Consider the following 14,650-nt stretch of genomic DNA (forward strand, 5'->3'; position numbering starts at 1 on the left):
TCAGGGAGAACTCATCTCGGGGCAAGTTTCGTGCTTAGATGCTTTCAGCACTTATCTCTTCCGCATTTAGCTACCGGGCAATGCCATTGGCATGACAACCCGAACACCAGTGATGCGTCCACTCCGGTCCTCTCGTACTAGGAGCAGCCCCCCTCAATTCTCCAGCGCCCACGGCAGATAGGGACCGAACTGTCTCACGACGTTCTAAACCCAGCTCGCGTACCACTTTAAATGGCGAACAGCCATACCCTTGGGACCTACTTCAGCCCCAGGATGTGATGAGCCGACATCGAGGTGCCAAACACCGCCGTCGATATGAACTCTTGGGCGGTATCAGCCTGTTATCCCCGGAGTACCTTTTATCCGTTGAGCGATGGCCCTTCCATTCAGAACCACCGGATCACTAAGACCTGCTTTCGCACCTGCTCGAGCCGTCACTCTCGCAGTCAAGCTAGCTTATGCCTTTGCACTAACCTCCTGATGTCCGACCAGGATTAGCTAACCTTCGTGCTCCTCCGTTACTCTTTAGGAGGAGACCGCCCCAGTCAAACTACCCACCAGACACTGTCCGCAACCCGGATTACGGGTCTACGTTAGAACACCAGCCATTAAAGGGTGGTATTTCAAGGATGGCTCCATGCAGACTGGCGTCCACACTTCAAAGCCTCCCACCTATCCTACACATCAAGGACCAGTGTTCAGTGTCAAGCTATAGTAAAGGTTCACGGGGTCTTTCCGTCTTGCCGCGGGTACACTGCATCTTCACAGCGAGTTCAATTTCACTGAGTCTCGGGTGGAGACAGCCTGGCCATCATTACGCCATTCGTGCAGGTCGGAACTTACCCGACAAGGAATTTCGCTACCTTAGGACCGTTATAGTTACGGCCGCCGTTTACCGGGGCTTCGATCAAGAGCTTCTCCTTACGGATAACCCCATCAATTAACCTTCCGGCACCGGGCAGGCGTCACACCGTATACGTCCACTTTCGTGTTTGCACAGTGCTGTGTTTTTAATAAACAGTTGCAGCCAGCTGGTATCTTCGACTGATTTCAGCTCCATGAGTAAATCACTTCACCTACATATCAGCGTGCCTTCTCCCGAAGTTACGGCACCATTTTGCCTAGTTCCTTCACCCGAGTTCTCTCAAGCGCCTTGGTATTCTCTACCTGACCACCTGTGTCGGTTTGGGGTACGATTTCGTGTTACCTGATGCTTAGAGGCTTTTCCTGGAAGCAGGGCATTTGTTACTTCAGCACCGTAGTGCCTCGTCATCACACCTCAGCGTTAAAAGAAGTCCGGATTTACCTAAACTTCCCGCCTACATGCTTAAACCGGGACAACCGTCGCCCGGCTAACATAGCCTTCTCCGTCCCCCCTTCGCAGTAACACCAAGTACAGGAATATTAACCTGTTTCCCATCGACTACGCCTTTCGGCCTCGCCTTAGGGGTCGACTCACCCTGCCCCGATTAACGTTGGACAGGAACCCTTGGTCTTCCGGCGTGCGGGTTTTTCACCCGCATTATCGTTACTTATGTCAGCATTCGCACTTCTGATACCTCCAGCATACCTCACAGTACACCTTCAACGGCTTACAGAACGCTCCCCTACCCAACAACACATAGTGTCGCTGCCGCAGCTTCGGTGCATGGTTTAGCCCCGTTACATCTTCCGCGCAGGCCGACTCGACCAGTGAGCTATTACGCTTTCTTTAAATGATGGCTGCTTCTAAGCCAACATCCTGGCTGTCTGTGCCTTCCCACATCGTTTCCCACTTAACCATGACTTTGGGACCTTAGCTGGCGGTCTGGGTTGTTTCCCTCTTCACGACGGACGTTAGCACCCGCCGTGTGTCTCCCGTGATAACATTCTTCGGTATTCGCAGTTTGCATCGGGTTGGTAAGTCGGGATGACCCCCTAGCCGAAACAGTGCTCTACCCCCGAAGATGAATTCACGAGGCGCTACCTAAATAGCTTTCGGGGAGAACCAGCTATCTCCCGGTTTGATTGGCCTTTCACCCCCAGCCACAAGTCATCCGCTAATTTTTCAACATTAGTCGGTTCGGTCCTCCAGTTAGTGTTACCCAACCTTCAACCTGCCCATGGCTAGATCACCGGGTTTCGGGTCTATACCCTGCAACTTAACGCCCAGTTAAGACTCGGTTTCCCTTCGGCTCCCCTATTCGGTTAACCTTGCTACAGAATATAAGTCGCTGACCCATTATACAAAAGGTACGCAGTCACACCCCAAAGGGTGCTCCCACTGCTTGTACGTACACGGTTTCAGGTTCTTTTTCACTCCCCTCGCCGGGGTTCTTTTCGCCTTTCCCTCACGGTACTGGTTCACTATCGGTCAGTCAGGAGTATTTAGCCTTGGAGGATGGTCCCCCCATATTCAGACAGGATACCACGTGTCCCGCCCTACTCTTCGAGTTCACAACACATGCACTTTTGTGTACGGGACTTTCACCCTGTATCGTGCGACTTTCCAGACGCTTCCACTAACACACATGCTGATTCAGACTCTGGGCTGCTCCCCGTTCGCTCGCCGCTACTGGGGGAATCTCGGTTGATTTCTTTTCCTCGGGGTACTTAGATGTTTCAGTTCCCCCGGTTCGCTTCATTACGCTATGTATTCACGTAATGATAGTGTGTCGAAACACACTGGGTTTCCCCATTCGGAAATCGCCGGTTATAACGGTTCATATCACCTTACCGACGCTTATCGCAGATTAGCACGTCCTTCATCGCCTCTGACTGCCAGGGCATCCACCGTGTACGCTTAGTCGCTTAACCTCACAACCCGAAGATGTTTCTTTCGATTCATCATCGGTTTGCAAAAATTTGAGAGACTCGAACACACYGCTTTTCATTTCTTATTACGGAGAAATGAAACAGTGTGTCGTTTCAATTTTCAGCTTGATCCAGATTTTTAAAGAGCAAAACTTCTTAATGCACTCGAAAGTACATTCAGAAGTTCATCATTCATCAGACAATCTGTGTGAGCACTACAAAGGCAGGTTCTTTAAGGTAAGGAGGTGATCCAACCGCAGGTTCCCCTACGGTTACCTTGTTACGACTTCACCCCAGTCATGAATCACAAAGTGGTAAGCGCCCTCCCGAAGGTTAAGCTACCTACTTCTTTTGCAACCCACTCCCATGGTGTGACGGGCGGTGTGTACAAGGCCCGGGAACGTATTCACCGTGGCATTCTGATCCACGATTACTAGCGATTCCGACTTCATGGAGTCGAGTTGCAGACTCCAATCCGGACTACGACATACTTTATGAGGTCCGCTTGCTCTCGCGAGGTCGCTTCTCTTTGTATATGCCATTGTAGCACGTGTGTAGCCCTACTCGTAAGGGCCATGATGACTTGACGTCATCCCCACCTTCCTCCAGTTTATCACTGGCAGTCTCCTTTGAGTTCCCGGCCGAACCGCTGGCAACAAAGGATAAGGGTTGCGCTCGTTGCGGGACTTAACCCAACATTTCACAACACGAGCTGACGACAGCCATGCAGCACCTGTCTCAGAGTTCCCGAAGGCACCAAAGCATCTCTGCTAAGTTCTCTGGATGTCAAGAGTAGGTAAGGTTCTTCGCGTTGCATCGAATTAAACCACATGCTCCACCGCTTGTGCGGGCCCCCGTCAATTCATTTGAGTTTTAACCTTGCGGCCGTACTCCCCAGGCGGTCGACTTAACGCGTTAGCTCCGGAAGCCACGCCTCAAGGGCACAACCTCCAAGTCGACATCGTTTACGGCGTGGACTACCAGGGTATCTAATCCTGTTTGCTCCCCACGCTTTCGCACCTGAGCGTCAGTCTTTGTCCAGGGGGCCGCCTTCGCCACCGGTATTCCTCCAGATCTCTACGCATTTCACCGCTACACCTGGAATTCTACCCCCCTCTACAAGACTCTAGCCTGCCAGTTTCGGATGCAGTTCCCAGGTTGAGCCCGGGGATTTCACATCCGACTTGACAGACCGCCTGCGTGCGCTTTACGCCCAGTAATTCCGATTAACGCTTGCACCCTCCGTATTACCGCGGCTGCTGGCACGGAGTTAGCCGGTGCTTCTTCTGCGAGTAACGTCAATTGCTGCGGTTATTAACCACAACACCTTCCTCCTCGCTGAAAGTACTTTACAACCCGAAGGCCTTCTTCATACACGCGGCATGGCTGCATCAGGCTTGCGCCCATTGTGCAATATTCCCCACTGCTGCCTCCCGTAGGAGTCTGGACCGTGTCTCAGTTCCAGTGTGGCTGGTCATCCTCTCAGACCAGCTAGGGATCGTCGCCTAGGTGAGCCGTTACCCCACCTACTAGCTAATCCCATCTGGGCACATCCGATGGCAAGAGGCCCGAAGGTCCCCCTCTTTGGTCTTGCGACGTTATGCGGTATTAGCTACCGTTTCCAGTAGTTATCCCCCTCCATCGGGCAGTTTCCCAGACATTACTCACCCGTCCGCCACTCGTCACCCAAGGAGCAAGCTCCTCTGTGCTACCGTTCGACTTGCATGTGTTAGGCCTGCCGCCAGCGTTCAATCTGAGCCATGATCAAACTCTTCAATTTAAAAGTTTGATGCTCAATGAATTAAACTTCGTAATGAATTACGTGTTCACTCGTTGAGACTTGGTATTCATTTTTCGTCTTGCGACGTTAAGAATCCGTATCTTCGAGTGCCCACACAGATTGTCTGATAAATTGTTAAAGAGCAGTGCCGCTTCGCTTTTTCTCAGCGGCGCGGGGTGTGCATATTACGCCATCCCGCCACGAAGTCAAGCATTTAATTTCGCTTTCTTCGCCGGAGTTCTCAGTGGAACCCCGCTGACCCGGCGGCTTGTAATCCTGTAATCCGTTGTTCCGTGTCAGTGGAGGCGCATTATAGGGAGTTATTTCAGGCTGACAAGTTAAAAATATAAAAAACTTATTAAGCGATTACTTTTCAATCAATACGTCCATTTCCGCCTGGATTTTAAACAAAAACGAGCCCCGCAGGGCCCGTTTATTGTTGTATTGTGACTTACTGCACTGCCACGATGCGATCGTCATTCACTTCCAGACGAATCGTTTTACCCGGAATCAGCTCACCAGACAAAATTTGCTGCGCCAGCGGGTTTTCGATCTGTTGCTGGATAGCACGTTTCAATGGCCGCGCGCCATACACCGGATCGTAACCATTCGCACTCAGCAGTTTAAGCGCCTCGTCAGAAATGTGGATTTCATAGCCACGCTCTTCCAGACGTTTATACAGACGCTGCAGCTGGATCTGAGCAATAGAAGCAATATGCTGCTCACCCAGCGGGTGGAACACAACAACCTCATCTATACGGTTGATGAATTCCGGGCGGAAGTTATTGCTCACAACGCCCAGCACCATATCTTTCATATGGCCGTAATCCAGCTCACCGAAGCGTTCCTGGATCAGATCGGAACCCAGGTTTGAGGTCATAATGACAACCGTATTACGGAAGTCGACCGTTCTCCCCTGTCCGTCAGTCAGACGACCATCATCAAGCACCTGCAGCAGAATGTTGAACACATCCGGATGCGCCTTCTCCACTTCATCCAACAAGATGACAGAGTAAGGACGACGACGTACTGCTTCCGTCAGGTAACCACCTTCTTCATAACCGACATATCCCGGAGGTGCCCCGACCAAACGAGACACGGAGTGTTTCTCCATAAACTCGGACATATCGATACGCACCATTGCATCGTCACTGTCGAACATAAAGTTTGCCAGCGCTTTGCACAGTTCGGTTTTACCGACACCGGTTGGACCAAGGAACAGGAATGAACCAATCGGACGATTCGGATCGGACAAGCCCGCACGGCTACGACGGATGGCGTTAGAAACGGCTTCCACCGCTTCGTTCTGACCAATCACGCGGCTGTGCAGCTCCTGCTCCATACGCAACAGTTTTTCCCGTTCACCTTCCAGCATGCGAGCAACTGGGATCCCGGTCCAGCGCGCCAGCACCTCAGCAATTTCTGCATCCGTGACTTTATTACGCAGCAGACGCATGGTTTTGCCTTCAGACTGGGTAGCTGCTTCCAGCTGTTTTTCCAGTTCAGGAATTTTGCCGTACTGCAGTTCAGACATCCGCGCCAGGTCGCCAACGCGGCGCGCCTGTTCGATGGCGATTTTTGCCTGCTCCAGCTCAGCCTTGATAGTTTGCGTTCCCGAGAGGGAAGCTTTTTCAGCTTTCCACTCTTCCTCTAACTCAGAATACTGGCGTTCTTTGTCGTCCAGCTCTTCGTTGAGCATATCGAGACGTTTTTTACTTGCCTCATCAGACTCTTTCATTAATGCCTGCTGTTCCAGTTTGAGCTGGATAATACGGCGGTCGAGTCTGTCGAGTTCCTCCGGCTTGGAGTCAATCTGCATACGAATGCTGGATGCCGCTTCGTCAATAAGGTCGATAGCTTTATCCGGCAACTGACGATCGGCAATATAGCGGTGAGACAGCGTAGCTGCCGCAACAATCGCCGGGTCAGTAATCTGCACATGATGGTGCAGTTCATAACGTTCTTTCAGGCCACGCAAGATTGCGATGGTGTCTTCCACTGAAGGTTCAGCCACAAACACTTTCTGGAAACGACGTTCCAGCGCCGCATCTTTTTCGATGTACTGGCGATATTCATCAAGCGTTGTTGCACCTACGCAGTGCAGCTCCCCACGGGCCAACGCAGGTTTCAGCATGTTCCCGGCGTCCATTGCGCCATCGGCTTTACCCGCCCCAACCATGGTATGCAATTCGTCGATAAACAGAATGACGTTGCCTTCCTGTTTCGAGAGATCGTTCAGCACACCTTTTAAACGTTCTTCGAACTCACCACGATATTTTGCCCCAGCCACCAGCGCGCCCATATCCAGCGCCAGCACACGACGGCCTTTTAAGCCTTCCGGCACTTCACCATTGATGATGCGTTGGGCCAGCCCTTCAACAATGGCTGTTTTACCGACGCCAGGTTCACCGATTAACACCGGGTTATTTTTAGTACGACGTTGCAGCACCTGAATGGTACGGCGAATTTCTTCATCACGGCCGATGACCGGATCGAGTTTGCCCTGTTCGGCACGTTCGGTCAGATCGACGGTATATTTTTTCAAGGCCTGACGTTGGTCTTCAGCCCCCTGGTCATTCACGCTTTCACCTCCACGCATTTGTTCAATTGCCTGAGTGATATTGGCGGTCGTCGCGCCTGCTGATTTTAATAAATCGGTCAGCGTACCGCGTGACTCAAGCGCCGCCAGAACGAACAGTTCTGACGAAATAAAGTTGTCCCCACGTTTTTGCGCCAGCTTGTCGCAAAGATTCAGTACACGCACCAGTTCCTGAGAAGGCTGCACATCGCCGCCGGTACCTTCTACCTGTGGCAAACGGCTCAACGCCTGGTCAATGGCTGTACGTAACTGGCCAGCATTAATGCCAGCAGACGTTAATAAAGGACGTACCGATCCCCCTTCCTGATTCAGCAAGGCGCTCATTAGATGAAGTGGTTCGATAAATTGATTGTCGTGCCCCAATGCGAGTGACTGGGCATCGGCAAGAGCAAGCTGGAATTTATTAGTAAGACGATCCAGACGCATAACTCCTCCCATAACAGGTCAAAATTGCTACTGGAGATTAAATGAGGTCATCCCTCAATTATTCAAGGTGAATGACCTGAATTATGTGAAAAGAAAATTACACGTACCGGATCGTCTTGATTCTTTAGGTTATATCAGCCAAATAAAACTTGCCATACGACCCGTGGTATTGTCGCGACGATAAGAGAAGAACGTCTCACTTTCGCTGAAGGTGCAACGTTCGCCACCGTAGAGATTCTCCACGCCGACATTGGCCAGGCGCTGACGGGCAAGCTGGTAGATATCCGCCAGATACTTGTCGCCGCGCGGCACAAATGCAAGGTCCGCTTGCGGATCTTTCGTCATGAACGCCTCGCGGACTTCTGGTCCAACTTCAAACGCGTTTGGACCTATCGCCGGGCCTAGCCAGGCAATAATGTTTTCAGGTTTGTCGGCAAAACACGCCACCGTCTCTTCCAGCACGCCGGCGCATAATCCGCGCCAACCCGCATGGGCAGCAGCAACTTCCGTTCCGGCACGATTGCAAAACAACACCGGCAAACAATCAGCGGTCATCACCGCACACACGGTGCCCGGCGTGTTGCTGTACGACGCATCTGCACGTTTGGAGGCGTAAGGCTCGCCGGTCAGTTTCAGGACATCCTTACCGTGGACCTGCTCCAGCCAGACCGGCTTTGACGGCAGATTGCCCGCAGCAAACAGTCGTTTGCGGTTCTCTTCAACATGCTCCGAGTTATCGCCGCAATGGGCGCCCAGATTCAGCGAATCGTAAGGCGGCATACTGACTCCGCCAATACGGGTAGAACTACACGCCGCGACACCTTGCGGTATCGGCCACTGCGGGACAATTAGCTTACTCATAGCCAGGCAATATCATCCTTGTGTTCTTCGAAATCAGCGCGCATCACTTCAATCAATTGCACCATATCTTGTGGAATCGGCGCATGCCATTCCATTTCGATACCGGAAATCGGGTGATACAAACGCAGCATGGTCGCATGCAGCGCCTGACGGTCGAACTTACGCAGTACGGAGATAAATTCGTCAGAAGCGCCTTTCGGTGGACGTGGACGGCCACCGTAGACCTGATCGCCCACCAGAGGATGAGTGATATGTGCCATGTGCACGCGGATCTGGTGCGTACGTCCGGTTTCCAGACGCAACCGCAGACGCGTGTGCACACGGAAGTGTTCCATAATGCGATAGTGCGTTACCGCCGGTTTCCCCATTGGGTGTACGGCCATGTGCGTACGCTTGGTCGGGTGACGGCTAATCGGTTCCTCAACGGTTCCGCCAGCAGTCATGTGACCAATCGCCACGGCTTCGTACTCACGGGTAATTTCGCGCAGCTGCAACGACTCCACCAAACGTGTTTGCGCCGGAACCGTTTTTGCCACCACCATTAATCCGGTCGTGTCTTTATCCAGACGGTGCACGATACCAGCACGAGGAACATCCGCGATTGGCGGGTAGTAATGCAGTAACGCATTCAATACCGTGCCATCGGGATTCCCGGCGCCCGGATGCACTACAAGGTCACGGGGTTTGTTGATGACAAGAATGTCGTCATCTTCATAAACGATATCCAGTGGGATATCCTGAGGTTCAAAACGAACCTCTTCATCAATTTCTGCGTTGATGGAGACACGCTCTCCACCCAACACTTTTTCTTTCGGTTTATCGCAAAGTTGGTCATTTACCAGTACGCGCTGGTCGAGGATCCATTCTTTTATGCGCGATCGCGAATAATCAGGGAACAATTCGGCCAAAGCCTGATCTAAGCGTTGACCGAGCTGATTTTCGGAGACTGTTGCGGTGAGTTCTACTCGTTGTGCCATAAACTGCTTCTTCGTTTAACGTTGGGTTTTACGGCTTTGCCGTTTAATATAGTGTGCTATTGTAGCTGGTCTTAACCGGGAGCAGGAACAGAGAATCTCCCGTATTACATTTTGAGGAAAGTCAAAACGTCATGACGCGCATGAAATATCTGGTGGCAGCAGCCACGTTGAGCCTGTTTTTGGCGGGTTGCTCTGGTTCAAAGGAAGAGGTGCCCGATAATCCGCCAAATGAAATCTACGCGACTGCTCAGCAAAAGCTGCAGGACGGTAACTGGAAACAGGCAATAACGCAATTGGAAGCGTTGGATAACCGTTATCCATTTGGACCGTATTCTCAGCAGGTGCAATTAGATCTCATCTATGCCTACTACAAAAACGCCGATCTGCCACTTGCTCAGGCTGCCATCGATCGTTTTATCCGTCTTAACCCGACACACCCTAACATTGATTATGTCATGTATATGCGTGGCCTGACCAATATGGCGTTGGATGATAGCGCACTGCAAGGATTCTTTGGTGTTGATCGCAGCGATCGCGATCCACAACATGCCCGAGCTGCGTTTAATGACTTTTCCAAACTGGTGCGTGGGTATCCGAATAGCCAGTACACCACTGACGCCACCAAACGTCTGGTGTTCCTGAAAGACCGGCTGGCGAAGTATGAATACTCCGTTGCAGAATACTACACTGCCCGCGGCGCATGGGTTGCCGTGGTAAACCGTGTGGAAGGCATGCTGCGCGACTACCCGGATACCCAGGCAACACGTAATGCCCTGCCGTTGATGGAAAACGCTTATCGCCAGATGCAGATGAATGCGCAGGCTGAAAAAGTCGCGAAAATCATTGCCGCCAACAGCAGCAATACCTGATTTGCCTCAGAATGCAAAACGGCAGCCCAAGGGCTGCCGTTTTTTTATCCGTTAACGCCACAACTGAAGCGGTTTAGCTCCGACGCATCCCATCAAATATGGCCTGCTTTCAGGTATTCCTCAAGTAAAAAATCGCCTGTTCCTGCGGTGCCTCACAAAAAGGTTTTCTTGACAAAAAGCGACAAAATAATGTGATTTAGATCACACATTTTGACATTAGGAACGGTATGCTGGAATCACCAAGACGGGAAAGACAAGAGGTAAAATTTATGACAATGAACATTACCAGTAAACAAATGGAAATTACTCCGGCAATTCGCCAGCATGTCGCAGACCGTCTCGCCAAACTAGAAAAATGGCAAACTCATCTGATTAATCCACATATCATTCTGTCTAAGGAGCCACAGGGTTTCATTGCTGATGCCACCATCAATACACCGAACGGACATCTGGTCGCCAGCGCAAAACACGAGGATATGTACACCGCAATTAACGATTTGATCAACAAGCTGGAACGGCAGCTCAATAAAGTGCAGCACAAAGGCGAAGCCCGTCGTGCAACAACTTCAGTCAAAGACGCCAACTTCGTCGAAGCAGAAGAAGAGTAGTCCCTTACATTGAGTGTATCGCCAACGCGCCTTCGGGCGCGTTTTTTGTTGACAGGGTGAAAACAGTACGGGTACTTTACTGACGTAGCCAAAGGAAAATTACATGAAACTTGTCCCGTTCTTCTTCGCATTCTTTTTTACCTTCCCCTGAATGGGAGGCGTTTCGTCGTGTGATAAAGAATGCGAAGACGAACAATAAGGCCTCCCACAACGGGGGGCCTTTTTTATTGATAACAAGAAAGGCAACACTATGACATCGGAAAACCCATTGCTGGCGCTGCGCGATAAGATCAGCACGCTGGATGAAAAATTACTGGCCCTGCTGGCTGAGCGACGTGGACTGGCCGTAGAAGTTGGTAAAGCCAAACTGCTTTCGCATCGTCCGGTTCGTGATATCGACCGTGAACGTGACCTTTTGGACCGACTCATTCAGCTTGGCAAAGCACATCATCTTGATGCTCACTACATTACTCGCCTGTTCCAGCTCATCATCGAAGACTCCGTCCTGACTCAACAGGCACTGCTCCAGCAGCACCTGAACAAAATTAACCCACACTCCGCACGCGTGGCCTTCCTTGGGCCAAAAGGGTCATATTCTCACCTCGCAGCACGTCAGTACGCTGCCCGCCATTTTGAACAATTTATTGAAAGCGGCTGCGCAAAATTTGCCGATATCTTTAATCAGGTCGAAACCGGACAGGCTGACTATGCTGTAGTTCCGATTGAAAACACCAGCTCCGGTGGGATTAACGACGTTTACGACCTGCTTCAGCACACCAGCCTGTCTATCGTTGGCGAGATGACCATTACAATAGACCACTGTGTACTGGTGTCTGGCACAACGGATCTTGAGACCATTGAAACGGTATATAGTCATCCGCAGCCGTTCCAGCAGTGCAGCAAGTTCCTGAATCGCTACCCGCACTGGAAGATTGAGTACACCGAAAGCACCTCTGCGGCGATGGAAAAAGTTGCGCAGGCTAACTCACCGCGCGTGGCGGCCCTGGGGAGCGAAGCCGGAGGCGTACTGTATGGATTGCAGGTTCTCGAACATATTGAGGCTAACCAGTCGCAAAACATCACCCGTTTCGTGGTGCTGGCACGTAAAGCAATCAATGTATCCGACCAGGTTCCGGCAAAAACCACGCTGCTGATGGCAACAGGACAACAGGCCGGTGCGCTGGTTGAGGCGCTGCTGGTACTGCGTAACCATAATCTGATTATGACTAAACTGGAGTCACGCCCGATTCACGGCAATCCGTGGGAAGAGATGTTTTATCTTGATATCCAGGCCAACCTGGAATCGCCCCAGATGCAAAAAGCATTGAAAGAGCTGGGTGAGATTACGCGTTCGATGAAAGTACTGGGATGCTATCCAAGTGAGAACGTGGTGCCAGTCGATCCGAGCTAACGTTTGACAATGCCGGATGGCGCTACGCTTATCCGGCCTACGATTCATACGATTTTTGAAGGCCGGATAAGGCGAAGCCGCCATCCGGCATCTTAATTAAGGACGGCTGTCATTCGCCTGACGTAACAAAGTACGGCTTTCACTCTGGAAGCGTTTCGCATAATCGCCAAACCAGTGCTCCACCTTACGGAAGCTGTCGATAAACGCTTGCTTATCGCCCTGCTCCAGCAAACCGATCGCCTCGCCAAAACGTTGGTAGTAGCGTTTAATCAGCGCAAGGTTGCTCTCAGACGACATAATAATATCGGCATAGAGCTGCGGATCCTGGGCAAACAGACGGCCAACCATTGCCAGTTCAAGGCGGTAAATCGGCGAAGATAGTGCCAGCAACTGCTCCAGTTGAACGTTCTCTTCCGCTAAATGCAGACCGTAAGCAAAGGTCGCAAAGTGACGCAGTGCCTGAATAAACGCCATGTTCTGGTCGTGTTCAACGGCGCTAATCCGATGCAGTCGCGCACCCCATACCTGAATCTGTTCCAGAAACCACTGATAGGCTTCCGGCTGACGTCCATCACACCAGACGACGACCTGCTTGGCCAGGCTGCCGCTGTCCGGACCAAACATCGGGTGTAACCCCACCACCGGGCCATCATGCGCAGCCAGCATCGCCTGCAAAGGACCGTTTTTCACCGAAGCCAGATCCACCAGAATGCAGTCAGAAGGCAGACGCGGTAATTTGGCGATCACCTGCTCGGTGACGTGGATCGGCACGCTGACGATCACCATGCCGGCATCAGAGACGATCTCAGCTGCGCGCTCCCAGTCCTGCTGTTCCAGGATCCGCACCTGATAACCTGACAGAGTGAGCATTTTCTCGAACAGACGCCCCATCTGACCGCCGCCGCCGACGATCACCACCGGCCGCAGAGAAGGACAAAGCGTTTTAAACCCTTTATCGTTCTCACTGGAGTAGGACTCACGCATAACGCGGCGTAGCACATCTTCAATCAAGTCCGGCGGCACTCCAAGGGCTTCCGCTTCCGCGCGACGAGAGGCAAGCATAGAGGCTTCCCGTTCCGGCACGTAAATCGGAAGCCCAAAGCGGCTTTTTACTTCACCGACCTCGGCAACCAGCTCCAGGCGGCGTGCCAGTAAATCCAGCAGCGCCTTGTCGACTTCATCAATTTGATCGCGTAATGCGGTCAATTCAGCAACCATAACCAACCTCTTATGCTACACGCGCCGACAGCTGGCCGTTTAAATCCTGGCTAATTTCACGCAGCAGCGCATCCGTCATTTCCCAGCTAATGCAGGCGTCAGTTACGGATACGCCGTATTTCATTTCGCTGCGCGGCTGTTCAGAAGACTGGTTGCCTTCGTGAATATTACTTTCAATCATCAAGCCAATGATCGAGCGGTTGCCATCTTTGATTTGTGCAATCACGGATTCAGCCACGGCAGGCTGACGGCGGTAATCTTTATTGGAATTACCATGACTGCAATCTACCATCAGAGAAGGTCGTAGTCCCGCCTGCTCCATCTCTTTTTCGCACTGGGCGACATCTGCCGGGCTGTAGTTCGGCGCTTTACCCCCGCGCAGGATCACGTGACCGTCCGGATTCCCCTGTGTTTGCAGCAGTGCAACCTGCCCGGCCTGATTAATACCGACAAAGCGGTGCGACTGCGCAGCCGCACGCATAGCATTAATGGCGGTCGCCAGGCTACCGTCGGTACCATTCTTAAAGCCAACCGGCATCGAAAGACCGGAAGCCATTTCGCGGTGAGTCTGCGATTCCGTGGTACGGGCACCGATTGCGGACCAGCTAAACAGATCGCCCAGGTATTGCGGGCTATTTGGATCCAGCGCTTCAGTTGCCAGCGGCAGTCCCATATTTACCAGTTCAAGCAGCAGCTGACGCGCAATTTTCAGACCTGCTTCAACATCAAAAGAGCCATCCATATGAGGATCGTTAATTAACCCTTTCCAGCCGACGGTGGTACGGGGTTTTTCAAAATAGACGCGCATCACCAGGTAGAGGCTATCGCTGACCTCTGCGGCAAGGGCTTTAAATCGACGAGCGTACTCAATAGCCATTTCAGGATCGTGAATGGAGCATGGGCCACATACGACCAGCAGGCGCGGATCGCGACCGGAGATAATATCTGAGATGGTTTTACGCGACTGGGCGATTTGCGCCTCTTGCTCCTGACTCAGCGGAAATTCAGCTTTCAGCTGCTCCGGGGTCATCAGAACCTGTTCGTCGGTAATATGTACGTTGTTCAGCGCGTCTTTTTGCATGATGGTGATCCTGTTTTGCTCGTTTGC

Annotated in this window: 9 protein-coding genes, 2 rRNA genes and 1 other annotated feature; of the genes, 4 read left to right on the forward strand and 7 right to left on the reverse strand. The window is 51.8% G+C overall.

Going from position 1 to position 14,650, the window contains the following annotated elements:
• The 5 genes from OGY37_RS16910 to rluD all read right to left on the reverse strand — a co-directional run.
• A 23S ribosomal RNA gene (locus tag OGY37_RS16910) occupies nucleotides 1-2,796 on the reverse strand; the annotation flags it as partial.
• Between the two features lie 235 nt (nucleotides 2,797-3,031).
• Nucleotides 3,032-4,573 (reverse strand): 16S ribosomal RNA (locus OGY37_RS16915).
• 451 nt (nucleotides 4,574-5,024) lie between these two features.
• On the reverse strand, nucleotides 5,025-7,598 hold the full coding sequence (gene clpB, locus OGY37_RS16920; protein ID WP_003826468.1) for an ATP-dependent chaperone ClpB: 2,574 nt from the start codon (nucleotides 7,596-7,598) through the stop codon (nucleotides 5,025-5,027).
• Between the two features lie 129 nt (nucleotides 7,599-7,727).
• Nucleotides 7,728-8,459: a purine nucleoside phosphorylase YfiH gene (yfiH, locus tag OGY37_RS16925; protein WP_198579088.1), complete on the reverse strand. Its 732-nt coding sequence runs from the start codon at nucleotides 8,457-8,459 to the stop codon at nucleotides 7,728-7,730.
• The gene (gene rluD / locus OGY37_RS16930) at nucleotides 8,456-9,436 is read right to left on the reverse strand and encodes a 23S rRNA pseudouridine(1911/1915/1917) synthase RluD (RefSeq protein ID WP_003826464.1); all 981 of its coding nucleotides are present in this window, start codon (nucleotides 9,434-9,436) and stop codon (nucleotides 8,456-8,458) included. The genes yfiH and rluD overlap by 4 nt, the downstream gene beginning before the upstream one ends.
• A gap of 131 nt (nucleotides 9,437-9,567) precedes the next feature.
• Here rluD and bamD point away from each other — a divergent pair, with 131 nt between their 5' ends.
• The 4 genes from bamD to pheA all read left to right on the forward strand — a co-directional run bounded on the left by bamD (nucleotide 9,568) and on the right by pheA (nucleotide 12,324).
• Nucleotides 9,568-10,305 carry an outer membrane protein assembly factor BamD gene (gene bamD, locus OGY37_RS16935; RefSeq protein WP_003826460.1) on the forward strand — a complete coding sequence of 246 codons (738 nt, stop codon included), beginning with the start codon at nucleotides 9,568-9,570 and terminating at the stop codon, nucleotides 10,303-10,305.
• Between the two features lie 269 nt (nucleotides 10,306-10,574).
• Nucleotides 10,575-10,913, forward strand: a complete 339-nt coding sequence (gene raiA, locus OGY37_RS16940; protein WP_003031244.1) for a ribosome-associated translation inhibitor RaiA — start codon at nucleotides 10,575-10,577, stop codon at nucleotides 10,911-10,913.
• A 102-nt stretch (nucleotides 10,914-11,015) separates the two neighbouring features.
• Nucleotides 11,016-11,141: a sequence feature (Phe leader region), on the forward strand.
• Entirely contained in the window at nucleotides 11,017-11,064 is a 48-nt protein-coding gene (pheL, locus tag OGY37_RS16945; protein ID WP_100250063.1) for a pheA operon leader peptide PheL, read from the forward strand. It overlaps the preceding feature by 48 nt.
• 22 nt (nucleotides 11,142-11,163) lie before the next feature.
• Complete coding sequence (gene pheA / locus OGY37_RS16950; RefSeq protein ID WP_003826458.1) at nucleotides 11,164-12,324, forward strand: bifunctional chorismate mutase/prephenate dehydratase; 1,161 nt, start codon at nucleotides 11,164-11,166, stop codon at nucleotides 12,322-12,324.
• Nucleotides 12,325-12,420: 96 nt separating this feature from the next.
• On the opposite strand, the gene tyrA is transcribed toward pheA, so the two are convergent.
• On the reverse strand, nucleotides 12,421-13,542 hold the full coding sequence (gene tyrA / locus OGY37_RS16955) for a bifunctional chorismate mutase/prephenate dehydrogenase (protein ID WP_149281622.1): 1,122 nt from the start codon (nucleotides 13,540-13,542) through the stop codon (nucleotides 12,421-12,423).
• A gap of 10 nt (nucleotides 13,543-13,552) precedes the next feature.
• On the reverse strand, nucleotides 13,553-14,623 hold the full coding sequence (aroF, locus tag OGY37_RS16960; protein WP_003031241.1) for a 3-deoxy-7-phosphoheptulonate synthase AroF: 1,071 nt from the start codon (nucleotides 14,621-14,623) through the stop codon (nucleotides 13,553-13,555).
• Nucleotides 14,624-14,650 lie beyond the last annotated feature (27 nt).

This window comes from Citrobacter sp. Cpo030, assembly GCF_030333005.1.
Lineage (GTDB): Bacteria > Pseudomonadota > Gammaproteobacteria > Enterobacterales > Enterobacteriaceae > Citrobacter > Citrobacter portucalensis.